Source organism: Actinomadura sp. 9N407, assembly GCF_044326315.1.
Taxonomy (GTDB): Bacteria; Actinomycetota; Actinomycetes; order Streptosporangiales; family Streptosporangiaceae; genus Spirillospora.
In genome coordinates, this window is sequence record NZ_JBIRAW010000016.1 from 95,597 (window position 1) to 119,542 (window position 23,946).

Annotated in this window: 21 protein-coding genes; 10 read left to right on the forward strand and 11 right to left on the reverse strand. The window is 72.2% G+C overall.

Annotated features, from left to right (window positions below; translation table 11 throughout):
- Window positions 1–76 precede the first annotated feature (76 nt).
- The 7 genes from sufC to ACH34Q_RS25005 form a co-directional block, all read right to left on the reverse strand.
- Window positions 77–844: a Fe-S cluster assembly ATPase SufC gene (sufC, locus tag ACH34Q_RS24975; protein ID WP_395985469.1), complete on the reverse strand. Its 768-nt coding sequence runs from the start codon at window positions 842–844 to the stop codon at window positions 77–79.
- A 22-nt stretch (window positions 845–866) separates the two neighbouring features.
- Complete coding sequence (locus ACH34Q_RS24980; protein ID WP_395985470.1) at window positions 867–1,184, reverse strand: non-heme iron oxygenase ferredoxin subunit; 318 nt, start codon at window positions 1,182–1,184, stop codon at window positions 867–869.
- Window positions 1,181–2,320 (reverse strand): Fe-S cluster assembly protein SufD, encoded by a 1,140-nt coding sequence (gene sufD, locus ACH34Q_RS24985; RefSeq protein ID WP_395985471.1) that lies wholly within the window; start codon window positions 2,318–2,320, stop codon window positions 1,181–1,183. Before sufD ends, ACH34Q_RS24980 begins: the two co-directional genes overlap by 4 nt.
- Window positions 2,320–3,732: a Fe-S cluster assembly protein SufB gene (gene sufB / locus ACH34Q_RS24990; RefSeq protein WP_395985472.1), complete on the reverse strand. Its 1,413-nt coding sequence runs from the start codon at window positions 3,730–3,732 to the stop codon at window positions 2,320–2,322. Before sufB ends, sufD begins: the two co-directional genes overlap by 1 nt.
- Window positions 3,729–4,514 carry a helix-turn-helix transcriptional regulator gene (locus tag ACH34Q_RS24995; protein ID WP_395985473.1) on the reverse strand — a complete coding sequence of 262 codons (786 nt, stop codon included), beginning with the start codon at window positions 4,512–4,514 and terminating at the stop codon, window positions 3,729–3,731. The genes sufB and ACH34Q_RS24995 overlap by 4 nt, the downstream gene beginning before the upstream one ends.
- A 75-nt stretch (window positions 4,515–4,589) precedes the next feature.
- Window positions 4,590–6,005, reverse strand: coding sequence for an amino acid permease (locus ACH34Q_RS25000; protein WP_395985474.1), 1,416 nt, complete (start codon window positions 6,003–6,005; stop codon window positions 4,590–4,592).
- A 106-nt stretch (window positions 6,006–6,111) separates the two neighbouring features.
- Window positions 6,112–6,429 carry a hypothetical protein gene (locus tag ACH34Q_RS25005; protein ID WP_395985475.1) on the reverse strand — a complete coding sequence of 106 codons (318 nt, stop codon included), beginning with the start codon at window positions 6,427–6,429 and terminating at the stop codon, window positions 6,112–6,114.
- A gap of 240 nt (window positions 6,430–6,669) precedes the next feature.
- On the opposite strand from ACH34Q_RS25005, the gene ACH34Q_RS25010 reads away from it, so the two are divergent.
- The 5 genes from ACH34Q_RS25010 (at window position 6,670) to polX (ending at window position 12,139) form a co-directional block, all read left to right on the forward strand.
- Complete coding sequence (locus ACH34Q_RS25010; RefSeq protein ID WP_395985476.1) at window positions 6,670–7,602, forward strand: ABC transporter ATP-binding protein; 933 nt, start codon at window positions 6,670–6,672, stop codon at window positions 7,600–7,602.
- Between the two features lie 73 nt (window positions 7,603–7,675).
- Window positions 7,676–8,443: an ABC transporter permease gene (locus ACH34Q_RS25015; protein ID WP_395985477.1), complete on the forward strand. Its 768-nt coding sequence runs from the start codon at window positions 7,676–7,678 to the stop codon at window positions 8,441–8,443.
- 3 nt (window positions 8,444–8,446) lie between these two features.
- Window positions 8,447–9,382 carry an EamA family transporter gene (locus ACH34Q_RS25020; RefSeq protein WP_395985478.1) on the forward strand — a complete coding sequence of 312 codons (936 nt, stop codon included), beginning with the start codon at window positions 8,447–8,449 and terminating at the stop codon, window positions 9,380–9,382.
- Between the two features lie 100 nt (window positions 9,383–9,482).
- Entirely contained in the window at window positions 9,483–10,325 is an 843-nt protein-coding gene (prcB, locus tag ACH34Q_RS25025; RefSeq protein WP_395985479.1) for a proteasome subunit beta, read from the forward strand.
- 95 nt (window positions 10,326–10,420) lie between these two features.
- Window positions 10,421–12,139 (forward strand): DNA polymerase/3'-5' exonuclease PolX, encoded by a 1,719-nt coding sequence (polX, locus tag ACH34Q_RS25030; protein ID WP_395985480.1) that lies wholly within the window; start codon window positions 10,421–10,423, stop codon window positions 12,137–12,139.
- A gap of 6 nt (window positions 12,140–12,145) precedes the next feature.
- On the opposite strand, the gene ACH34Q_RS25035 is transcribed toward polX, so the two are convergent.
- The 4 genes from ACH34Q_RS25035 to ACH34Q_RS25050 all read right to left on the reverse strand — a co-directional run bounded on the left by ACH34Q_RS25035 (window position 12,146) and on the right by ACH34Q_RS25050 (window position 16,033).
- Window positions 12,146–12,532 carry a response regulator transcription factor gene (locus ACH34Q_RS25035; protein ID WP_395985481.1) on the reverse strand — a complete coding sequence of 129 codons (387 nt, stop codon included), beginning with the start codon at window positions 12,530–12,532 and terminating at the stop codon, window positions 12,146–12,148.
- 176 nt (window positions 12,533–12,708) lie between these two features.
- Window positions 12,709–13,689: a heme A synthase gene (locus tag ACH34Q_RS25040; protein ID WP_395985482.1), complete on the reverse strand. Its 981-nt coding sequence runs from the start codon at window positions 13,687–13,689 to the stop codon at window positions 12,709–12,711.
- A gap of 48 nt (window positions 13,690–13,737) precedes the next feature.
- A complete protein-coding gene (locus tag ACH34Q_RS25045; RefSeq protein WP_395985483.1) occupies window positions 13,738–14,931 on the reverse strand; it encodes a PrsW family intramembrane metalloprotease in 1,194 nt (397 codons plus the stop codon).
- 115 nt (window positions 14,932–15,046) lie between these two features.
- Complete coding sequence (locus ACH34Q_RS25050; RefSeq protein ID WP_395985547.1) at window positions 15,047–16,033, reverse strand: heme o synthase; 987 nt, start codon at window positions 16,031–16,033, stop codon at window positions 15,047–15,049.
- A gap of 699 nt (window positions 16,034–16,732) precedes the next feature.
- On the opposite strand from ACH34Q_RS25050, the gene tkt reads away from it, so the two are divergent.
- From tkt to ACH34Q_RS25075, 5 genes are all read left to right on the forward strand, one after another.
- Entirely contained in the window at window positions 16,733–18,784 is a 2,052-nt protein-coding gene (gene tkt, locus ACH34Q_RS25055) for a transketolase (protein ID WP_395985548.1), read from the forward strand.
- 111 nt (window positions 18,785–18,895) lie between these two features.
- Window positions 18,896–20,008 (forward strand): transaldolase, encoded by a 1,113-nt coding sequence (gene tal / locus ACH34Q_RS25060; protein ID WP_395985484.1) that lies wholly within the window; start codon window positions 18,896–18,898, stop codon window positions 20,006–20,008.
- Window positions 20,005–21,675: a glucose-6-phosphate isomerase gene (locus ACH34Q_RS25065; RefSeq protein WP_395985485.1), complete on the forward strand. Its 1,671-nt coding sequence runs from the start codon at window positions 20,005–20,007 to the stop codon at window positions 21,673–21,675. Before tal ends, ACH34Q_RS25065 begins: the two co-directional genes overlap by 4 nt.
- A 102-nt stretch (window positions 21,676–21,777) precedes the next feature.
- A complete protein-coding gene (locus ACH34Q_RS25070; RefSeq protein WP_395985486.1) occupies window positions 21,778–23,430 on the forward strand; it encodes a phosphoheptose isomerase in 1,653 nt (550 codons plus the stop codon).
- On the forward strand, window positions 23,427–23,909 hold the full coding sequence (locus tag ACH34Q_RS25075) for a hypothetical protein (RefSeq protein WP_395985487.1): 483 nt from the start codon (window positions 23,427–23,429) through the stop codon (window positions 23,907–23,909). The genes ACH34Q_RS25070 and ACH34Q_RS25075 overlap by 4 nt, the downstream gene beginning before the upstream one ends.
- The last annotated feature ends 37 nt before the right edge of the window (window positions 23,910–23,946 follow it).

The following is a 23,946-nucleotide window of genomic DNA, read 5'->3' on the forward strand; positions in this document are numbered from 1 at the left end:
GCCTCGAGGCGACGCCTTCCCTCGTCGCTCGTACCTCGCTCCTCAGTCCAGGCGCCGCCGCGGCCTTCCAGCTCGCTCACGCCGACGCGCCTGCCTTCACGTACTTCTCGTAGCCCTCGTTCTCGAGCTCGTCGGCCAGCTCGGGGCCGCCCTGGGCGACGACGCGGCCGGCGGAGAAGACGTGCACGAAGTCGGGCTTCACGTACCGCAGGATGCGGGTGTAGTGCGTGATCAGCAGCACGCCGGTCTCGCCGGAGGCGCCGAAGCGGTTGACGCCCTCGGAGACGACCTTGAGGGCGTCCACGTCGAGGCCGGAGTCGGTCTCGTCCAGGATCGCCATCTTCGGCTTGAGCAGCTCCAGCTGCAGGATCTCGTGCCGCTTCTTCTCGCCGCCGGAGAAGCCCTCGTTCAGCGAGCGCTGGGCGAAGACGGGGTCGATGGACAGTGCCTCCATCGCCGCCTTCATCTCCTTGGTGAACGCGCGCAGCTTGGGCGCCTCGCCGCGGACGGCGGTGACCGCCGAGCGCAGGAAGTTCGACACCGAGACGCCGGGCACCTCGACGGGGTACTGCATCGCCAGGAACAGCCCGGCGCGCGCACGCTCGTCGACGGTCATCTCCAGGACGTCCTCGCCGTCGAGCGTGACGGAGCCGGAGGTGATCTCGTACTTGGGGTGGCCCGCGACGGCGTACGCCAGGGTCGACTTGCCGGAGCCGTTGGGGCCCATCAGGGCGTGGGTCTCGCCGGCCTTCACGGTCAGGTCGACCCCGCGCAGGATCTCCTTGGTCCCGTCCGCGCCGCTGGCGACGGAGACATGGAGGTCGCGGATATCTAGGGTGGCCATAGTCCTTCGTTCTCTCAGGTTCTCAGTCGTCGGAGCCGAGCGAGACGTACACGTCGCCGTCCTCGACCTTCACCTTGTACGTGGCGACCGGCTGGGTCGCCGGCGGGTTGGTGGGCTTGCCGGTGCGCAGATCGAAACAGGACCCGTGCAGCCAGCACTCGATCGTGCCGTCGTAGACCTCGCCCTCGGAGAGCGAGACCTCGGCGTGCGAGCAGATGTCGTTGAGCGCGAACACCCCGTCGCCGGCGCGTGCCAGCGCCACCGGGGTGTCGCCGACCTCGACACCGAGGACGCCGTCGGCCGGGATGTCGTTCAGGGAGCAGACCTTCACGAAGCTCATCGCCCGCGGGCCCCCCTGTCGAGCTCGGCCTCGATCGCCTCGGACACCTTCTCGCGGACCTCGTCGACCTCGATCCGCTGGATCAGCTGGCCGAGGAAGCCGCGGACGACCATGCGCCGGGCCTCGTCGTAGCTGATGCCGCGGGCCTGCAGGTAGAACAGGTGCTCGTCGTCCAGCCGGCCGGACGCCGAGGCGTGCCCCGCGCCGGCGACCTCGCCGGTGAGGATCTCCAGGTTGGGCACCGAGTCGACCCGGGTGCCGTCGGTCAGCACCAGGTTGCGGTTGAGCTCGTAGGTGTCGGTGCCCTCGGCCTCGGCCCGGATGATCACGTCGCCGATCCAGATGGCGTGCGCGTCCCGGCCCTGCAGCGCGCCGCGGTAGTCGACGCGGCTGCGGCAGTTCGGCACGGTGTGGTCGACCAGGAGGCGGTGCTCCAGGTGCTGGCCGCCGTCGGCGAAGTAGACCCCGTACAGCTCGGCGTCGCCGCCGGGCTGGTCGTAGGAGACCGACGGCGCGATCCGCACCAGGTCGCCGCCCAGCGTCACGTTGTGCGAGACGAACCGGGCGTCGCGGCCGAGCCGGGCGTGCTGGTGGGACACGTGGACGGTGTCGTCGGCCCAGTCCTGCAGGCTGATCACCGAGAGCCGGGCGCCGTCGCCGACGACGAACTCGACGTTGTCGGCGTAGGTCGCCGAGCCGCGGTGGCTGAGCACCACGGTGGCCTCGGCGAACGGCTCCAGGATCACGGTGGTGTGCCCGTAGGCGGCCGCCGAGGCGTCCTCGCCGCGCAGCCGCAGGATCGTCGGCCCGGAGGCCACGGCCTCCTTGGGCACGGTGACGACCGTCGCCTCCGCGAACGAGGCCCAGGCCTGGGCGCTCACCCGGTCGGCCGGCACGTAGGCCTTGCCGAGCCGGGCGTCGTCGCGTCCGACGGTCTCGATCGTGACCTCGGGGGCCGCGTCCACCTCCACGATGACCTTGCCGACGGCCTCGGCGGTGCCGTTGTGCAGGCCGCGCAGGCGGCGCAGCGGGGTGAACCGCCACTCCTCCTCGCGCCCCGTCGGCACCTCGAAGTCGGCGACCTCGTAGGAGGCCTTGTCATGCAAGGTCGAAAGAGGCCTTTGGTCAAGCCCCATCAGCCGACCGCTCCTTCCATCTGCAGTTCGATCAGCCGGTTGAGCTCCAGGGCGTACTCCATCGGCAGCTCACGGGCGATCGGCTCGACGAAACCGCGCACGATCATCGCCATCGCCTCGTCCTCGTTGAGGCCGCGGCTCATCAGGTAGAACAGCTGGCTCTCGGACACCTTGGAGACGGTCGCCTCGTGCCCCATCTCCGCGTCGTCCTCGCGGACGTCCACGTAGGGGTAGGTGTCGGAACGGCTGATCTGGTCGACCAGCAGCGCGTCGCACTTGACCGTGGACTTGCTGTGCTTGGCGCCTTCCTGGATCTGCACCAGGCCGCGGTAGGACGTGCGCCCGCCGCCGCGCGCCACCGACTTGGAGACGATGGTGCTGGAGGTGTTGGGCGCCGCGTGCACCATCTTGGCGCCGGCGTCCTGGTGCTGGCCCTCGCCGGAGAACGCGATCGACAGCGTCTCGCCCTTGGCGTGCTCGCCGAGCAGGTAGACCGCCGGGTACTTCATGGTGACCTTGGAGCCGATGTTGCCGTCGACCCACTCCATCGTCGCGCCCTCGTAGGCGACGGCGCGCTTGGTCACCAGGTTGTAGACGTTGTTCGACCAGTTCTGGATGGTGGTGTAGCGGACGCGGGCGTCCTTCTTCACCACGATCTCCACGACGGCCGAGTGCAGCGAGTCCGACTTGTAGATCGGTGCCGTACAGCCCTCGACGTAGTGGATGTACGAGCCCTCGTCGGCGATGATCAGCGTCCGCTCGAACTGGCCCATGTTCTCGGTGTTGATCCGGAAGTAGGCCTGCAGCGGGATGTCGACGTGCACGCCGGGCGGCACGTAGATGAACGATCCGCCCGACCACACCGAGGTGTTGAGCGCGGCGAACTTGTTGTCGCCGACCGGGATCACCGAGGCGAAGTACTCCTGGAAGATCTCCGGGTGCTCGCGCAGCGCGGTGTCGGTGTCCAGGAACAGCACGCCCTTCTCCTCAAGGTCCTCGCGGATCTTGTGGTAGACGACCTCGGACTCGTACTGAGCCGCGACGCCGGCGACCAGGCGCTGCTTCTCGGCCTCGGGGATGCCGAGCCGGTCATAGGTGTTCTTGATGTCGTCGGGCAGGTCCTCCCAGGAGGTCGCCTGCTTCTCGGTGGACCGGACGAAGTACTTGATGTTGTCGAAGTCGATCTCCGACAGATCCGAGCCCCAGTTGGGCATCGGCTTCTTGTCGAAAAGGCGCAGCCCCTTGAGGCGAAGCTCGAGCATCCATTCGGGCTCGTTCTTCTTCTCGGAGATGTCGCGTACGACCTCTTCGTTCAGGCCTCGACGGGCCGTCGATCCGGCCGCGTCAGAGTCGGCCCAACCGAACTTGTACTTGTCGAGCCCTTCCAGTTCCGGGTGGGCTGCCGTCGTCATAGGGAGGTCCTCCCGGACTCCTCGTCACGGATGTGGTCGATCGATACGCCGTCCGCGCCGTCCGCCGCTCCGGGATCTCCCGCGTCCTCGCCGTCGTCCCCTCCGCAGAGGGAACGGGGGCTGACGTGGGTGGTGCAGATCCCGTCGCCGTGGGCGATGGTCGCCAGCCGCTGGACAGGAGTGCCCAGGAGCCGGCTGAACGCCTCGGTCTCGGCCTCGCACAGCTGCGGGAACTCCGCCGCCACGTGCGCGACCGGGCAGTGGTGCTGGCACAACTCCTCGCCGCCACCGGGCCGTGGGCCCTTGGCGGCGGCGGCCGCGTAGCCGTCACCTGACAGCGCCTCGGCCAGTTTACGGACCCGCTGGTGGGGCGGGGCCTGCTGGACGACGGGCAGGTAGCGGCGCTCGAGATCGGCGATCTGCCGCCGCGCGAACTCCGTCACCGCCCGCTCGCCGGCCGTCTCGGCGAGGAAGCGCAGCGCGCCGCTCGCCAGGTCGTCGTAGGCGTGCACGAAGGCATTGCGCCCGGCGTCGGTGATGGCGAACCACTTGGCCGGCCGCCCCCGCCCGCGCCGCGTCTGCGGCCGGGCCTCCCGGATCTCGATCATGCCCTCCGCCAGGAGGGCGTCCAGATGGCGCCGGATGGCGGCCGGCGTGAGGCCGACCAGATCACCCAGCGCGGAGGCGGTGATGGGACCGTGCTCGAGGACGAGACGGGCCACCCGGGCGCGGGTGTCGCGCTCGGTCACCCCGATCGTCGTCTTCTCGCTCACGTATTTCACAACATCAGTGTGCCGTAATTCCTTCCCGGCCACCAACCGTTCCGGAATGTCATGCCTCACGTAGGTAAGGCTTACCTAAGCTGGGAAGACATCCCGCCGGAGCCGTGTCCGGAACCTGGTCCGGAGAAAGACCGGAACCCCGAGCGCCAGCGCCAGGAGGCCGGGCGCCACCGCGTCCAGGCCGGAACCGTACAGGAGCGCGGAAATGAACAGCAGCGCCGCCATCCCCACCCCGGCATCGCCGGCGAGCCGCGCCTTTTTGATCTTTTCCGCCCCGGCATTTCCCGCTCGGCTCCGCTGCGCTCCCCAGGCCGCCACGGAGAAGAGGTACGGGACGGCCATCGTGAACGAGACGTACAGCAGGATCGCGTCGAAGGCGTTCCCCGAGAGGCCGGCCGCCAGCAGCATCAGCGAGGTCAGGGCGGCGCCGGCCACGATGCCGGTCACGGACGCGCCGCGCCGCGACGTCCGGGCGAAGCCCTCCGGGAACGCGCCGTCCCGGGCGGCCGCGCGGGCCATCTCGGCGGCCGTCATCGTCCAGCCGTTGAGGGCACCGATCCCGGCGACGATCGCGCAGCCGGCGATCACCGCGCCCCAGGGCCCTGCCCCGAACAGCACGCTGAGCGCGGCGGCGAACGGGGCACTGGAGGCGGCCAGCGCGTCATGCGGGACCGTTCCGAAGAGTGCGATGGTGACCAGCAGGTAAAGGGCACCGCAGGCGAGCACGCCGTAGAGGCCGGCACGCCCGGCGTCGCGGACCGGACGGGAGATCCGCCCGGCGGCGACGGCGGCGCTCTCGAGACCCGCGAACACCAGCACGACGAGCCCCGCCGCCGGCCAGATCGCCTGCCAGGCCGAGCCGCCGGAGTCCGAGCCCCCGGTTGAACCGGGGCCGCCCGTGGCGTCGAAGGGACCGAGGCTCGCGCCCGTGACGTTCAGGAAGATCAGCCCGGCCACGCCCACCACCAGCAGCGGCAGGCATTTCAGCACTGCCGTCACCAGCTGGAATCGCCCGGCATTGCGGAATCCGGTCACGTTGATCAGTGCGGCGATCCAGATCCCGGCCAGCGCGATCGCGATCCTGGCTGCCGTGCCGTCCCGCCCGAGGAGACCGTCCCAGCCGAGGAAGTAGTTCACGTAACCGGCCCAGGCCATCGCGATCCCGGCGGCGACGCCCCAGGCGGTGAGCCAGAACGACCAGGCCACCAGGAAGGCGGGGAACGCGCCGAACGCGTCCCGGGTGTAGGCGTACGGGCCGCCGGGCGACGGGCCGCGGCCGTTCAGCCGCCGGAACACCAGGGCCAGCGCGACGGCGCCGAGCCAGGCGGCCGCCAGTGCCCAGATGCCGGCGGTGCCGACACCCGCGAGCGAGGCGGGCAGCAGGAAGATCCCGGTTCCGACGATGTTGCCGGCGACCAGCGCGGTCGCCGAGGCGAGCCCGAGCGTGCCGGTGGCGTCCGGCCGGCGGGCCGCCGGCGCGGGCTCTCCCATTCGGTCCCCCACCAGGCGAGAAGGCACATGCGTCACCGGCCGTACGCGAGTGACAGGCTGGGGCTACCCGGGGCCTACTTGGTGAAACGCCATCGGGCGGCGGCGGTCAGGGCTGGAGGCGGGCGTTGGGGCCGTCCGGCCGTACGTGGGCGGTGTCGGCGCTGTTCATGGCGACCAGGGACGAGCCCACGACGCCGGCGATCAGGACGATGCCCACCAGCAGGAGGGGCACCAGGGCGCGGGCTGACCGCAGGCTCCACAGCAGGTCGCGGAACGTGGGAACGCGCCGCGGGCGGCGGGGCGTACCGGCGCCGCGCCTGCTCCCCCCGTACGTCATCAGGCGCCGGACGTAGTCGGGATCCTCCTGTGCGGTCTCCCGGGCGATCTCGTTCAGCATCCAGATCTCGTTCGCCGACAGCGGCATCTCATCCCCCCAAGCATGGGCCGAGCGACAGAAAGAAGAAGTCGCACACGCCGGCGGCACCGGGCGGTACGACTCCGTTTCAAACATTGGTTTATGCGCTTTTGTGCCTTGTGTCCAAATTCTTGACCCATTCCTTACCGTGACCTGGATCACTGCAGGTCAGCGGCGCCCGCGCCGTACACCCCGGGAACGGCCGTCCCCGGGGAGAAGGCGTCCCGGCGCGGACCTAAACTCGGAGCCATGGCAGCAGCACCCCCGGGAGACAGCGCGGTCGAGCTGGCGGACCTGGTCAAGCGTTACGGCACCACGACCGCCGCGGACGGGCTCTCCTTCCGCGCCGCCCGGGGCGCCGTCACCGCGCTGCTCGGGCCCAACGGCGCGGGCAAGACCACCACGATCGAGATCTGCGAGGGCTTCCGCCGCGCCGACGCCGGAACGGTTCGGGTGCTCGGCCTCGACCCGATCGCGGACGCCAGGGCGCTCAAGCCGAGGGTGGGCGTGATGCCGCAGTCGGGCGGTGTGCCCGGTACGGCGCGCGCCGGAGAGTTCCTCCGGCTGGTCGCCTCGTTCCACACGGCTCCACTCGATCCCGCCGCGCTGCTCGCACGGCTCGGCCTCACCGAGCACGCGCGCACCCCGTACCGGCGCCTGTCGGGGGGCCAGCAGCAGCGGCTCTCGCTCGCGGTCGCCCTGGTGGGACGGCCCGAGCTGGTCTTCCTGGACGAGCCCACCACCGGCCTCGACCCCCAGGCCAGGCACTCCACCTGGGAGCTGATCGAGGAACTGCGCACCGCCGGAGCGGCGGTCGTGCTCACCACCCACTACATGGAGGAGGCCGAACGCTTGGCCGACCATGTCGTCATCGTCGACCACGGCGCGGTCGTGGCCGAGGGCAGCCCGGCCGAGCTCACCGGCGCCGAGCGCCAGCTGCGCTTCCGGGCACGGCCCGGCCTCGGGCTGGAGGAGCTGCTGACCGCGCTCCCCGCGGGCAGCGCCGCCAAGGAGTCGCCGGCGGGGCACTACCTCGTCGAGGGGGACGTCCGTCCCGAACTGCTCGCCACCGTCACCGCCTGGTGCGCCTCGCACGGCGTCATGGCCGAGGAGCTCCGGATCGAACGCCGCACGCTGGAGGACGTCTTCCTGGAGCTGACCGGTAAGGAGCTGCGCGCATGACCGAGCGGAGCGAGGGCATGCGCGCAGGTTGTTCCGGGGGGTGTGGGGGGTCGTCCCCCCACAAGGAGGCAGCATGACCGCGCTCGATCTCACGCCGGCGCCCGGCGCGGTCTCGCCGATCCGGATGGTCCTGTCGCAGGCCTCGTACGAGCTGCGCGCCACGCTGCGCAACGGCGAGCAGCTGCTCCTCACGCTGATCATCCCGGTGGTCCTGCTGGCGCTGTTCGGCGGGACGTCGCTGCTCGACCTCGGCCCGGGGTCGCGGGTGGACTTCCTCACGCCCGGCATCCTGGCGCTGGCGGTGATGTCGACCGCGTTCACCGGCCAGGCCATCGGCACCGGCTTCGAGCGCCGCTACGGCGTGCTCAAGCGGCTGGGCGCCACCCCGCTGTCGCGGTCCGGGCTGATCATCGGCAAGACCCTGGCCGTGCTGGCGGTCGAGGCGCTGCAGGCCGTGGTGATCTGCGCGGTCGCGCTGGCCATGGGCTGGCGCCCGGACGGCGACCCGCTGTCGGTGCTGGCGCTGATCCTGTTGGGCACGGCCGCGTTCAGCGGCTTCGGCCTGCTCATGGCCGGGACGCTGCGCGCGGAGGCGACGCTGGCCGCCGCCAATCTGGTGTACGTGCTGCTGCTCGCGGTCGGCGGTGTGGTCTTCCCGCTGGAACGGTTCCCGTCCGGGGTCGCGTCCGCGCTGGAACTGCTGCCCATCTCGGCGCTCGCCGAGGGGCTGCGTCAGGTCCTGCAGGACGGCGCCGCGTTCCCCGGCGGACCATTGCTGGTCCTGGCCGTCTGGGCGGTCGCCGGGCTCGCCCTCGCCGCCCGGTTCTTCCGGTGGGAGTGATCGATGGCGCTCGCTGAGGCCCCCGGCTCCTACGGCGGTACGGGCGGTTTCGCGGCACGGCTGAACGCGCTGTCGCTCGGCGCCGTGCCGCCGCCCGCCCTGATCCTGCTGGGCATCCTGTCGCTGCAGATCGGCGCCGGGATGGCCAAGCACATGTTCGACAAGATGCCGCCCAGCGCGATGGTGCTGATGCGGCTGCTCACCTCGGCCGTCGTGCTGGGTTTCCTGGCCCGCAAGGCGCTGCGCGGGGTACTGCGCGACCACTCCCGCAAGAGCCTGCTGGTCGCCACCGGCTTCGGGCTGTCGCTGGCGCTGATGAACTTCTCCATCTACCAGTCGTTCGCCCGGATCCCGCTGGGCATGGCGGTGACGATCGAGTTCCTGGGGCCGCTGCTGATCTCGATCGTGGCCTCCCGGCGCCCCCGCGACCTGCTGTGGGCGCTGCTGGCGGGCGCGGGCGTGGTGATGCTGGCGCGCGGCGGTGGTGAGGTCGATCCCGTCGGCATCGGCTTCGCCCTGCTGGCCGGGGCCTGCTGGGCCGCGTACATCCTGTTCAGCGCCTCGACCGGGCAGCGCTTCTCGGGCTCCACCGGCCTGGCCGTGGCCAGCATCGTCGGGACGTTCGCAATCCTGCCGATGGGCGTGCACGCCGGCGGCGCCGCGCTGCTCGACCCGCAACTGCTGGCGCTGGGCATCGGCGTGGGCGTGCTGTCCTCGGTGATCCCGTACTCGCTGGAGCTGGAGGCGCTGCGCCGGATGCCCGCCCGGGTGTTCGGGATCCTGATGAGCCTGGAGCCCGCCGTGGCCGCCATGGTCGGCGTCGTGGTGCTGGGCGAGATCCTGACCGGCCGCCAGTGGGCGGCGATCGTCTGCGTCATGATCGCCTGCGCCGGCGCCACCCTCGGCTCGCAGCGGCCGGCGGCTCCCGCACCCGACTGACCCGGCCCCCGGCCGGGCCCCGGCGCCGCGTTGTGCGGAGGGCGCGCCGGCGTGGAAGGATCGGGAACGACGGAGTCCGCGGACGCTGAAAGGGGTCACCGTGACCGGCTGGGCAGATGATCAGGGACTGCCGCCCGAGTACTTCGATACGGGAACGGCGTCGTTCGTCGACTTCCTGCGCGCCCACTCCCCCGAGATGCTCCCGGTCAACCGGGTCCCGGAGGGGGACGCCGCACCGCTCGAGCTGCCGCACGGGACGACCATCCTGGCGCTGACGTTCCCGGGCGGCGTCATGATGGCCGGCGACCGCCGCGCCACCCGCGGCCACCAGATCGCCTACCGCGAGCTGGAGAAGGTCCAGCGCGCCGACGACCACTCGGTGGTGGCCTTCGCCGGTACCGTCGGCCTGGCCCTGGAGATGGTCCGGCTCTTCCAGGTCGAGCTCGAGCACTACGAGAAGATGGAGACCGTACCGCTGTCGCTGCCGGGCAAGGCCCGCCGGCTCGGTGCCGTGATCCAGGCCAACCTCGCCCAGGCGCTGCAGGGCCTGGCCGTCGTCCCGCTGTTCGCCGGGTACGAGCCGGGCTCCGGCGAGGGGAAGATCTACACCTACGACATCACCGGCTCCCCGCAGGAGGCGCGCGACTTCCACGCCGACGGCTCGGGCTCCCCGTACGCCCTCGGCGCCCTGAAGAAGCTCTACCGCCGCGACCTGTCGCTGGAGGACGCCGCCACGGTCTGCGTCCAGGCCCTGTACGACGCGGCCGACGACGACTCGGCCACCGGCGGGCCCGACCGCTCCCGGCGGCTGTACCCGGTGGTGTCGGTGGTCACCGACGACGGTTACCGGCGGCTGCCCGAGGCGCAGGTCGCGGGCATCGCCGAGGCCGTGATCGAGGGCCGCCACGCCAGCCCCGGCGGTCCGATCGCGCCGCTCCGCTGACCTGCCGCCCGGCCCGGGCCGACCCCGTCGCCGGTCGCGGCGGGCCGGCTCCGGGCCCTCGGTCGGCTGTCGTACCCGCGGCCTAGACTCGCCGTATGGCACGGGCGAACGACGAGGCCGCGGCACTCGTCCAGGAACTTGCGGATCTGCTGTCGATCACGGGCGGCGACGCGTTCAAGATCAGGGCGTACGAGAAGGCGGCCCGCGCCGTCGCGGGGCATCCCGACGACATCGCGGAGATGGACCTGGCCGGGCTGCGGGCGATCCCCACCGTCGGCGACGCGATCGCCAAGAAGCTGCTCGACTACAACACCAGCGGCACCATCCGGCAGGTCGAGGAGCTGCGCGCCCAGATCCCCGCCGGGGTCCGGGCCCTGACCTCGATCCCCACCCTCGGCCCCAAGAAGGCCCTCACGCTCTATGAGGAGCTGGGCATCTCCTCGGTCACCGAGCTGGCCGGCGCCATCGGCGAGGGCCGGCTGAAGGGCCTCAAGGGCTTCGGCGCCAAGACCGAGCAGAACATCCTGCACGGCATCGAGCTGATGGAGCAGTCGGGCGAGCGGGTTTTGCTCGACGCGGCGTCCGACCTCGCCGAGGAGATCGTCGCCGCACTGTCGGCGGTCACCGGCTGCGAGCGCTGCACGTACGCGGGCTCGCTGCGCCGGATGCGCGAGACGATCGGCGACATCGACGTCCTCGTCGCCGCCACCGAGCCCCGCCCGATCATGGACGCCTTCACCGCCCTGCCGTTCGTGGCCGAGGTGATCGCCAGCGGCGACAAGAAGACCTCGATCCGTACGGCCAAGAGCCTCCAGGTCGACCTGCGCGTCGTCCCGCCCGAGTCGTGGGGCGCCGCGCTGCAGTACTTCACCGGCTCGCAGGCCCACAACATCCGTACCCGCGAGATCGCCGTCCGGGCGGGCCTGAAGCTGTCGGAGTACGGCCTGTTCGACGCCGAATCGGGCGCGCTGATCGTCTCCGAGACCGAGGAGGAGGTCTACGCCCGGCTCGGCCTGCCGTGGATCCCGCCGGTGCTGCGCGAGGACCAGGGCGAGATCGAGGCCGCGCTCAAGGGTGCCCTCCCCCGCCTGGTCACCGTCGAGGACCTCCGGGGCGACCTGCACTCGCACACCGACCTCACCGACGGCATCGCCACCCTCGAGGAGATGGTCGCCGCCGCCGAGGCCCGCGGCCTCGACTACTACGCGATCACCGACCACGCGCCCAACCTGTTCATGCAGCGGATGACCGACGAGAAGATGCTCGCCCAGCGCGAGCAGGTCCGCGCGCTGCAGAAGGAGCACCCCGGCCTCACCCTGCTGCACGGCACCGAGCTCAACATCGACCCCGACGGCGGTGTCGACTGGGACGCCGAGTTCCTCTCGGGCTTCGACGTCTGCGTGGCCTCGATCCACTCGCACTTCACCCAGGACCAGGCCGCGATGACCCGCCGCCTGGTCCGCGCCTGCGAGAACCCGCACGTCCACGTCATCGGCCACCCCACCGCCCGTTCCATCGGCCGGCGCCGCCCCGTGGACGCCGACTGGGACGAGGTCTTCCGTACCGCCGCCCGCACCGGCACCGCGATGGAGATCGACTCGTTCCCCGACCGCCTCGACCTGCCCGCCGACCTGATCCGCCGGGCCCTGCACCACGGCGTCAAGTTCTCCGTCGACACCGACGCCCACTCCCTGGGCCACCACCGCAACATCCGCTACGGCGTCGGCACCGCCCAGCGCGGCTGGCTGACCCCCGACGACGTCATCAACACCTGGCCCCTGGACCGCCTCCGCGCCTTCCTCAAGAAGCGCTGAACGGCCTCAGGAAGCGCTGAACGGCTCACCTCGCATCGCGGCCCGGCAGGCACCGAGCAGGTCGCGATCGGCCACCGACTTCAGCACGTATCCGGACGCCCCGGCCTCGAACGACTCCACCCGGTACTGCTCGCTGTCGTACATCGACAGCATCAGGACCCGTACGTCCGGGGCGCTCCGGGCGATCTCCCGCGCCGCCTCGATACCGGTCATCCCCGGCATCGCGATGTCCAGCACCGCCAGATCGATCCCGGCGCCGGCGCAGGCCCGGACGGCCTCGGCCCCGTCCGCCGCCTCGGCGACCACCGCCAGATCCGGCTCCGCGTCCAGCAGCAGCCGCAGCCCGCGACGGACCAGCGCGTGATCGTCGGCCAGCAGGATCCGTGTTCGCACCGTCGTACCTCCGCCGACGAGCCTATGCGTGACGGGGCCCCGTCATGGGCTCTGATCTGCGGCTACATGGTGCCTCAGCCGAATATGGGTGCCACTCCCGATACATCCGGGCGCCAAGCCGATCATTCGCGCGGCATCCGCCGACGGCCGGGCTCGCGGGCCCGGGCCGGCGGGGCTCAGACGGGCTGGGGCTCGCGGGAAGTGTCCGTCTCGGCCGGGGTGTGCACGGGGACGGGACCGCGCTCGCGGGTGGCGAAGACCACGCGGAGGGTGGCGATCCACATGACGGCGGCGACGAGCATGTGCAGGACGACCAGGGTCCCGGGGACGCCGTTGAAGTACTGCACGTACCCGATGAGGCCCTGGACCAGCTCGACGGCGAAGAGGAACAGCAGGCGGCGCCGGAACAGCGCCGGTGCCTTGGTACGGTACGCGGCGGCCAGGAGGACGACCGTCAGGGCGACGGTGACCCAGGCCAGCAGGCTGTGGACGCGGGTGACGTCCTCGATGTTGAAGCCGTAGCGGCGGGACTCGGTGTCGCCGGAGTGCGGGCCGGTGCCGGTGACGACCGTCCCCGCGACCAGGACGACGGCCGTGGCCGCGCACAGGGCGAGGCTGAGGCCGCGCAGGACCGGGCCGGTCAGCCTGCGCGGCGGGTCGTCGCCCTCGCCGGCGCGCATCCACAGGGCCACGCAGAAGATCAGCAGGGCCGGCGAGACCAGGAAGTGCAGGGACACCGAGGTGGGGTGGAGCTCGGTGAGCACCACGATGCCGCCGATGATCGCCTGGGCGAACACGCTGGCGGGCTGCGCGGCGGCCAGCAGCACGAGGCTGCGGCGCCGCGGGCGCAGCCGCAGGGCGGCGACGAACACCAGCACGCCCACGGCCAGGACGAGGAACGTGAGCATCCGGTTCCCGAACTCGATCGCCATGTTCATGGCGGGATGCTCGGGGCTGTGGACCGGGACGAGGCTGTCCCCCGTGCACTTGGGCCACGTGGGGCAGCCCAGGCCGGACTCGGTGACGCGGACGGCGCCGCCGGTGCCGATGATGCCCGCGTTGCCGAGCACGCCGAGCAGCGCCAGCAGCCGCAGCGACGCGGGCGTGGGACGCCAGACGGAGTCACGCACGCGGATCAGGGGATTTCTGTCAGCCACGGCATCAATCGTATGGGCGGGCCCCGGTGATCCCGACCCGGCCCCCGCTCAGTGGCGCGGCGGCGGCATGAAGCCGGAGGGACCCTGCGGAGCCCAGGGTGGCGGGACCCGGGGCGGCGTGCGCAGGAACGCCTGCCGGGCGATGCCCATCAGGCCCAGCAGCGCCTCCCTGCGGGTCTCGAACCAGCGGGGATCGGCGACGCCGCGTTCGGCGCGGGTGTGCAGCAGGGCCAGCTCCGTGGCGGCGAGCTGGTAGTCGCCCATGGCGCGGGCCGCGCCGGGACCGCCCGACAGCCGGGCCCAGCGGCGGGCGGCGCGGCGCGCGTGCATGCCGCGCAGCATCTGGATGTCGGCGGGGGTCACCAGGCCGGTCGAGGCGTACATCGGCAGGTACGTCTCGATCCGCCGGACGACGGAGCGGCGCTCCAGGAAGACCATGATGATCAGCACGATCAGGATGGCGAAGTCCAGCACGTACACGACCGCGAGCCCGCCCAGCCCGAACGTGGTGGCGCCGTTCCACAGCCCGTGCAGCACCATCGCCGCCAGCAGGCCGGCGACGGGCATCACGAACCGCAGGTGCCGGCGGGTGGCGGCCCAGGCCACGCCGAGGCCGGTCATCGAGGTGAACAGCGGGTGGCTCAGCGGCGCGACGACGCCGCGCAGGATGAAGACGGCCTGCAGACCCTGCGTGCCGCCCTCCTCGTAGGCGCGCATGTAGTACGTGACGTTCTCCATCATGGCGAAGCCGAAGCCCACCATGGCGGCGTAGATGATCCCGTCGACGAAGCCGTCGATCTCGTTGCGGCGGAACCACAGGATGCCGAACAGCACCGCGCCCTTGAGCGGTTCCTCGACGAGCGGGGCACCGAACGTGGCGCTGACGAAGTGGGCCTTGTCCTCACCGAAGGCGGGCACCGTGACGTACAGCATCCCGAGGGTGTTGAAGACCAGCGCGCCGAGGATGGCCACGCCGGCGCCCCACATGAAGGTGAACAGCAGCAGCCGGGGCGGCTCGGGCTCCATCCGGTCCAGCGCCAGCACCAGCGCGATCAGCAGCGGGATCGGCAGGATGGCCAGCAGCAGGCCCACCCAGAAGCCGGCGCCGCCGCCGAACAGCAGGTCCACGCCCAGGGCCAGCAGCGCGCACGCCGACGTGATCACGAGCCCGATGATCAGTGCGATGGGCGGGCGGCCGGGAACGCGCCCTTCGAGCACCGCCTTCGGATCCACACGCGCCATCCGGCGAGCGTAACCGGCCCGGGGACGTTCCGCTAAGGCTCAGGGGCCCGGCGGCGTGGCCGCCGGGCCCCTGGCACTGCTTCCGGGCGCGCGTCCGTCCCGGACGCGCGTCCGTCTAGGTGAAGAGCGGGTCGAGCGCCACCGCGGTGAACAGCAGCGCGAGATAGACGTTGGAGAGGTGGAAGAACCGCATCGGCCGCAGGTGGACGCCGGTCAGCCCGCGCATCGAGTCGCGGAGCAGGCGGTGCCCCTCCAGCAGGAACACGGCGCCGAGCACGACCGCGAGCGCCCCGTACACCAGGCTCATCCCGGCCACCGGCCACAGGACCAGCGAGCAGGCCACGGTCGCCCAGGTGTAGATCAGGCTCTCCACGATCACCCGGCGCTCGGTGGCCACCACCGGGAGCATCGGGACGTTGGCGATCGCGTAGTCCTCGCGGTAGCGCATGGCCAGCGTCCAGGTGTGCGGCGGCGTCCACAGGAACACCACGCCGAACAGGACGAACGGCGTCCAGGCCAGGCTGCCGGTGATCGCGGTCCAGCCGATCAGGACGGGCATGCAGCCGGCGATGCCGCCCCACACGACGTTCTGCGAGGTCCGCCGCTTGAGCAGCAGCGAGTAGACGAAGATGTAGAACAGGATCGCGAACAGCGACATCGAGGCGGCCAGCAGGTTGACCGTGAGGCCGAACCCGACCGTGGAGGCCGTGGCCAGCACCACGCCGAAGACCAGCGCCTCGGTGGGCGTCACCTGGTCCCGGGCCAGCGGGCGGCGGCGGGTCCGGCGCATCTTGGCGTCGATGTCGCGGTCGATGTAGCAGTTGATGGCGTTCGCGGCGCCGGCCGACAGGGTCCCGAAGGCCAGCGTGGCCAGCGCGGTACCGAGCGGCGGCACTCCCCCGGCCGCCAGGAACATCACCGGCAGCGTCGTGATCAGGAGCAGTTCGATCACGCGCGGCTTGGTCAGCGCCACGTAGGCGCGGACGAGCCCGGCGAGCGGCCGCCGGGCGGCAGGCCGCTCCGGTCCCGGGGGGGGCGGCGGCGGTACCGCCGGCACCGCGTCGTCGAGCTCGATGGCGAGCTTGTTGCTGAGCACCGTCACAATCGGGTCCACGTCCAACTAGGCATGAGAAATCACGTCCACCTCGGCGGTGCCCCCGCGCGATTTGGCCGCGCCTCGGATCGGCGTAACTGCTGCGGCCACTAGGTGTCGAACCGCGGCTTCACTGTAGTCCGCCCCCTCCCGAGGTCACGCACCGGGGCACCGGGACGCGCCGCGCCCCGGCCGGGACGCGCCGGCGGGTGGGCGCCGGTTCCCCCGGCGGTTCACCCGGGCGGGGGGTTAGCCGCGAAATCGTTCGGGCAAGGGTCGACAAGGGCCGGTGAAGGCCCAGGGCAGAGCGCGGCGATCGGCTCGTCGGTCGATGGAGGCGCGCGCCTCGTTCGATAGGGTCGGGAAGGGCAGGTCATGATCTTCACCGGGCCGCGCATCGCGCCCGGCACGGGGCGATCGGGGACGACCGCGCGGACGGGCGACCGTACGTGCGGCTGAACCGCGACCTGACCCGCGTACGTAGCTGAACGGTACGTGGCTCGAACGGTACGTAGCCGGAACACATGCGGTTCGAAGGATCCGGCCGAACACGTGGCCGGACGCACTGAACCGGCTGGACACAATGACGAGAATGCGATTCCGAGGATTCGGTCCGAGAGGAGCCTGGCGTCCGTGAGTGGGGACATCAGCACGTTTGAATGGTCCGATCTGGACCGGCGGGCGGTGGACGTTGTCCGCGCCCTCGCCATGGACTCGGTGGAGGAGGCCGGCTCGGGGCACCCCGGTACGGCGATGAGCCTGGCGCCCGCCGCCTACCTGCTCTTCCAGCGCTTCCTGCGGCATGACCCGACCGACCCGTCCTGGGCCGGCCGCGACCGGTTCGTGCTGTCCTGCGGGCACTCGAGCCTGACGCTCTACATCCAGTTGTACCTGTCGGGTTACCCGCTGACGCTGGACGACCTCAAGTCGCTGCGCAAGTGGGGCAGCCTCACCCCGGGTCACCCCGAGCACGGGCACACCGCGGGTGTGGAGACCACGACGGGGCCGCTGGGGCAGGGCGTCGCCAACGCCGTGGGCATGGCGATGGCGGCCCGCCGCGAGCGCGGCCTGTTCGACCCGGACGCGGCGCCGGGCGAGTCCCCCTTCGACCACACCATCTGGTCGTTCTGCTCCGACGGCGACATCGAAGAGGGCATCAGCCACGAGGCGAGTTCGCTGGCCGGGCACCAGAAGCTGGGCAACCTGGTGCTGCTGTACGACGACAACCACATCTCGATCGAGGACGACACCGCGATCGCGCTGTCGGAGGACGTGCGCGCCCGCTACGCCGCCTACGGCTGGGACGTGCACGAGGTCGACTGGACGGTGAACGGCGACTACGAGGAGAACGTGGGGGCGCTGGCCGCCGCGTTCGAGGCGGCCAAGGCCGACACCGAGCGGCCCTCGTTCATCGCGCTGCGCACGATCATCGGCTGGCCGGCGCCGAACAAGAAGAACACCGGCAAGATCCACGGCTCGGCGCTGGGCGCCGACGAGGTGGCGGCCACCAAGAAGGTGCTGGGCATGGACCCGGCCACGTCGTTCGACGTGGCCGAGGACGTCCTGGCGCACGCCCGCGACGTGGCCGACCGCGGCCGGGCGCTGCACGCGGACTGGGAGAAGACGTTCCGCGCGTGGCGCGAGGCCAACGCCGAGCGCGCCGCCGAGTTCGACCGGATCTCCGCGCGCCGGCTGCCCGACGGCTGGGCCGGGGCGCTGCCGGAGTTCGAGGCGGGCAAGGAGGTCGCGACCCGCGCCGCGTCCGGGCAGGTCCTGGGCGCGCTGGCGGGCGTGCTGCCGGAGCTGTGGGGCGGCTCGGCCGACCTGGCCGAGAGCAACAACACCACGATGAAGGGCGAGCCGTCCTTCGTCCCCGAGGAGTTCCAGACCAAGGAGTTCCCTGGGCACCGGTACGGCCGCACGCTGCACTTCGGCGTCCGCGAGCACGCGATGGGCGCGATCTGCAACGGCATCGCGCTGCACGGCGGCACCCGCCCGTACGGCGGCACCTTCCTGATCTTCAGCGACTACATGCGGCCCGCGGTGCGGCTGGCGGCGCTGATGAAGCTGCCGGTGACGTACGTGTGGACGCACGACTCCATCGGCCTGGGCGAGGACGGCCCGACGCACCAACCGGTCGAGCAGCTGTGGTCGCTGCGCGCGATCCCGGGCCTGGACGTGGTCCGGCCGGCCGACGCCAACGAGACGGCGGTGGCCTGGCGCACGATCCTGGAGAACAACGACCGTCCGGCGGGGATCGCCCTCACCCGGCAGAAGCTGCCGACCCTGGCCCGCGGCGACGGGCTGGCCCCGGCCGAGTGCGCCGCCAAGGGCGGGTACGTGCTCGCCGACGCCGGCAACGGCCGTCCCGATGTGATCCTGATCGCCACCGGCAGCGAGGTGTCGCTGGCCCTGGAGGCCCGCGACACGCTGGAGGCCGAGGGCACCCCCACCCGGGTCGTGTCGATGCCGTGCGTGGAGTGGTTCGACGCGCAGGACGACGCGTACCGGCAGCAGGTCCTGCCGCCGTCGGTCCGCGCGCGCGTGTCGGTGGAGGCCGGCATCGCGCTGGGCTGGCGCGGGTACGTCGGTGACGCCGGCGAGTCGGTGAGCCTGGAGCACTTCGGCGCGTCAGCCGACTACAAGACCCTGTTCCAGCAGTTCGGCCTCACCGCCGAACGGGTCGTGGCCGCCGCTCACGCCAGCCTCATCAAGGCCGGGGTGCACGGCGCCGGACGCGGCGAGACCACCGGCAACTGAACGGCCGGCGCTGACCGCACCTTCGGCGCCGGCCGGAAGGCCGGCGCCGAACCGTCCGCGGCCGTCCCCCCGCTAACTCGACCCCCTGCCAACTCGACGAGGAGAAACGCGATGACAGAGAACCTGAAGAAGCTCTCCGACGAGGGCGTGTCGATCTGGCTCGACGACATCAGCCGGGAACGGCTGCGGACGGGCAACCTGGAGCAGCTGGTCAAGGAGCGGTACGTGGTGGGGGTCACCTCCAATCCCACGATCTTCGCCAAGGCGCTCAGCAAGGGCACGGCCTACGACGACCAGGTCCGCGACCTGGCCGTGCGCGGCGTGGACGTCGAGGAGGCGTCCCGCGCGATCACCACGTACGACATCCGCTGGGGCTGCGACGTGCTGCGGCCGGTCTACGACCGGACCGACGGGCTGGACGGCCGGGTGTCGATCGAGGTGGACCCGCGGCTGGCCCGTGACGGCGAGCGGACCTCGGCCGAGGCGCGCGCCCTGTGGTGGCTGGTGGACCGGCCCAACCTGTTCATCAAGATCCCGGCGACCGAGGCGGGGCTGCCGGCGATCAGCCAGGCGCTGTCGGAGGGGATCAGCGTGAACGTGACGCTGATCTTCTCGCTGGAGCGGTACGGCCAGGTCATCGACGCGTTCTTCGAGGGCCTGGAGCGGGCCCGCGACAACGGCGTCGACCTCACCAAGATCGCCTCGGTGGCCTCGTTCTTCGTCAGCCGGGTCGACACCGAGATCGACAAGCGGCTGGACAAGCTGGGCTCGGACGAGGCCAAGGGCCTGAAGTCCAAGGCGGGCGTGGCCAACGCCCGGCTCGCCTACGCGCTGTACGAGGAGAAGTTCGGTACCGAGCGCTGGACCTCGCTCAAGAACGCCGGCGCCCGGCCGCAGCGCCCGCTGTGGGCGTCCACCGGCGTGAAGGACCCCAACCTGCCCGACACGCTCTACGTCGACCAGCTGGTCGCGCCCGGCACCGTCAACACGATGCCGGAGGCGACGCTGGACGCCTCGGCCGACCACGCCGAGGTGTCCGGTGACACCGTTCGGGCCTTCTACGACGAGGCCCGCGCGCATATGGACGCGCTCAAGGAGGCCGGCGTCGACTACGACGACGTGGTCCGGGTGCTCGAGGACGAGGGCGTCGAGAAGTTCGAGACCTCGTGGAACGAGCTGCTCGGCACCATCGCCGACGAGCTGCGCGACAAGGGCGGCGCATGACCTCGGTGGTGACCGCCGGCGGGGCGTCGGTCACCCTTCGCGGCGGCGCCGTCGGCGAGAGCGAGACCGTTCTGGAACGGCTCGTGTCCGACGGCGTCCCCGGTCGGCTGGCCTCGGGCGCGCCGGGCCTGTGGGGACCGGACGCGGCGCCGTCGGCCGCGCGCGGCCTGGGCTGGCTGGACCTGCCCGAGCGCTCCCGCCCGCTGCTGGGCCAGCTGGCCGAGGTGGCGGGCGAGGCGCGCGGCGCCGGGCTCGACCGGGTCGTGCTGGCGGGCATCGGCGGCTCGGCGCTGGCCGCCGAGGTCGTCACCCGGACCGCGGGGGTGGAGCTGACCATCCTGGACGGCACCGACCCGCACCAGGTCCGGGCCGCGCTGGAGGACGAGCGGCTGGCCCGCACGCTCGTGGTGATCTCGAGTCTCAGCGGCACGACGGTGGAGACCGACGCGCACCGGCGGATCTTCGAGGCGGCGTTCGCCGGGGCCGGGATCACCGGTGCCGAGCTGGGCCGCCGCTTCGCCGTGGTGACCACGCCCGGCTCGCCGCTGGAGGCGCTCGCGCTGGAGGCCGGGCACCGGCTGGTGCTCGCCGATTCCGACGTCGGCGGACGGTACGGCGCCCTGGGCGCGCCCGGCCTGGTGCCGAGCGCGCTCGCGGGCGCGGACGTGGCCCGGCTGCTGGAGGAGGCGGCGGCGTTGGCGCCGGCACTGCGGCAGCCCTACGACAATCCGGCGCTGGCGCTGGGCGCCGCGCTCGGCGCCGCGGCGCTGGCCGGCCGCGGCAAGGTCGTGATCGCCGACCACGGCTCGGGCCTGGCCGGCTTCGGCGACTGGGCCGAGCATCTGCTCGCCGAGTCGACGGGCAAGGACGGCAAGGGCCTGCTCCCGGTCGTGGTGGAGAGCGTGGACGCGCCCGGCTTCGCGGCGACCGGCGACGTGTGCCGGGTCCTGCTGGGCAGCCGGGCCGACGCGCCGGGCCCCGGCCGCGACGCGGGGGTGAGCGTGGCGGGCCCGCTCGGCGCGCAGTTCCTGCTGTGGGAGTACGCGACGGCGGTGACGGGCCGCGTCATCGGGGTCAACCCGTTCGACGAGCCCGACGTGCAGGCGTCCAAGGACGACACCGCGGGGCTGCTGCGGTCCGAGGACGGCGCCGGGCCCACGGTGGTCAACCGGCCGCCCGCGCTCGTATCGGACTCCGTGGAGGTCCACGATCCCGGGGAGCTGCTCAAGGGCGCCCGCGATCTCACCTCCGCGCTGGAGGCGCTGCTGGAGGCCGTCCCGGCGCGCGGTTACCTGGCGGTGATGGCGTTCCTGGACCGCTGGGGCGATCCCGACGCGGGCGGGCTGCGCTCCCTGCTGGCCGATCGCGGCGCGGCGGTGCGCAAGAGTCCGGTCCCGGTCACCTTCGGGTGGGCGCCGCGCTGCCTGCACTCCACCGGCCAGTACCACAAAGGCGGTCCGCAGAACGGCGTGTTCCTGCAGATCACCGGCGAGGTCAGCGGCGATGTCCCGGTGCCGGGCCGGCCGTACACGCTCGGGGAACTGCAGCTCGCGCAGGCGTTCGGCGACCAGCGGACGCTGCGCTCGCGCGGGCGGCCGGTCGTCCGGCTGCACCTGCGCGATCGCGTCGACGGCCTCGCACAGCTCACCAAGGCGCTCACGTCCTGAGCGCCACGGACACGCGATATCTCACGTTCCGGAACCAGAAGATCGCGCAGAAGGTCGCGGACGCCGGTTGAATCCTGGAACGATAGGGAGCCGGGAGGAACGGTGTCCGGATTCGACGTACTGACGCGCGGCGACGTGCTCGACGCGGCGCTGCAGGCACGCGACTATCTCGTGAGCTGCGGCGTGCCGAGCGCGCTCGCCGCCAAGGACCCGCGGCTGTGGGGCCGGCGGACGGTGGACCACAGCCGGCTGGGCTGGCTGGATCTGCCGTACGCCTCCCGCGGGCTGCTCGACCAGATCGAGGGACTGATCGCGGAGGTCCGCTACTCCGGCCTCGATCACATCGTGCTGATCGGGCTGGGCGCGGAGAGCACGGCCGCCGAGGCGATCATGGCGGCGCAGCCGCCCGGGGCTGGCCTGGGTGAGCTGACCGTCCTCGACGGCGGCGACACCGCCGCGCTGGGCTTCGCGCTGCAGCGGCTCGACCGCACGCTCGTGGTGCTGTCCAGCAAGTCGGGGGTCTCCCTGGAGGGCGACGCCTACCGCCGGATCTTCTCCGAGGCGTTCCGCCGGCACGGGCTGTCCGAGCGGGAGATCGCCGGGCGGTTCCTGGTGATCACCGACCACGGCAGCCCGCTGCACGACTACGCCCGGCAGAGCGGCTTCCGGATCGGCCTCACCGATCCGTACCTGCCCGGCCACTACAGCGCGCTGTCGGCGTACGGGCTGGTCCCCTCGGTGCTGGCGGGCGCGGACGCGATCGGGCTGCTGGAGGAGGCGGCGACGCTGTCGCCGTCGCTGGGCAAGGACGACGACAACCCCGGACTGCTGCTGGGCGCCGTCCTCGGCGGCTGCGCGCAGCAGGGCACCGAAGGCGTCGCCCGCGACAAGCTGGTGCTGCGCGAGCCGGGCGGCCCGGGGCCGATGTCCTCGTGGGTCTCGCACCTGCTGTCGGTCGGTACCGGCAAGCGCGGCCGCGGCGTGCTGGTGTTCGAGCCGCCTGGCACCCCCGACGGGAGCGTCGGCGACGCGCACGAGATCGCGATCAACCCGCGCGACGCGCAGACCGACGCCGACACCTCGCTGTGGGCGCCGCTGGGCGCGCAGTTCCTGATGTGGGAGTACGCGACGGCCGTGACCGGATGGCTGCTGGGCGTCAACCCGTTCGAGCCCGGCAGCACCGTCGTCCAGGAGGCCGAGGACGACGCCGCGACCCTGCTGCGGGTGGCCGGGACGGGCCCGCTGCCCGACGAGCCGCCGGTCTTCGTCGACGGCGACATCGAGGTCTACGCCGACTTCGCCTGGCCCGCCGGCACCGGCGCCGACGTCGCGGGTGCGCTGGACGCGCTGCTGGGCGCCGTCCCGGAGGACGGCTACCTGTCGATCGTGACCTACCTGTCCGGCGACTTCTCCGGGCGCTACCTCGCCCCCGCCCTGGCCCGCCGCTGCGGCCGCCCCGTCTCGTACGGCCCGGGCCCGGGGCACCTGCATTCCACCGGCACGGTGCACAAGGACGGGCCGGGCACCGGCGCGTTCCTCATCGTCACCGGCGAGCCGCCGGCCGGCGACGCGTTCGCCGACCATCCCGTGCCGGGCCGCCCGTACACGCTGGGCAAGGTACGGCTGGCCCGCGCGATGGCCGAGGTCCGCGCCCTGCGCCGGCGCGGGCTGCCCGTCGTCCGGCTGCACCTGCGCGACCCGGTGGCGGGCGCCGGGCGGCTCACCGAGGCGGTACGGACGGCGGCGAGGGCGTGACCCCGTACACGGCGGTCGTCTCCGGCAAGGCGTCCATCACCGCCCGCGGCCCGATCCGGGAGGCGGCCGAGCGGATGCTGGGCCGGCTCTGGATCGACCAGGTCCCCGTCCGGCTGGCCTCGGAGGACCCGTCGCTGTGGCCCTCGGCCACCCGCGCCGACCAGGACGGCAAGCAGCTGTGCTGGCCCGGCCAGCCGGGCCCGTCCCGGGCGCTCCTCGACCGGATCGCCGAACTGCGCGCCGCAGCGGAGGCCGACGGCCTGACCGAGGTGGCCCTGTTGGGCAGGGGCGCCCCCGCCCGCGCCGCCGACCTGGTCTTCCGCCACTTCGCCGCACTGCGGGCAGAAGCCGAAGAGGCCGAGGCACAGGAGGCCGAGGCACACCAGGAGGAGCCCCCACCAGAGAACGAGCCGGACGCGGCCCCCGACACGGGGGAACCGGGGGGCGAGGGGGCGGAGCCCCCAGGGGTTGGGGGCTAGGGGGCGGAGCCCCCAGCGGGGGGTGAAGGGGGGCGGA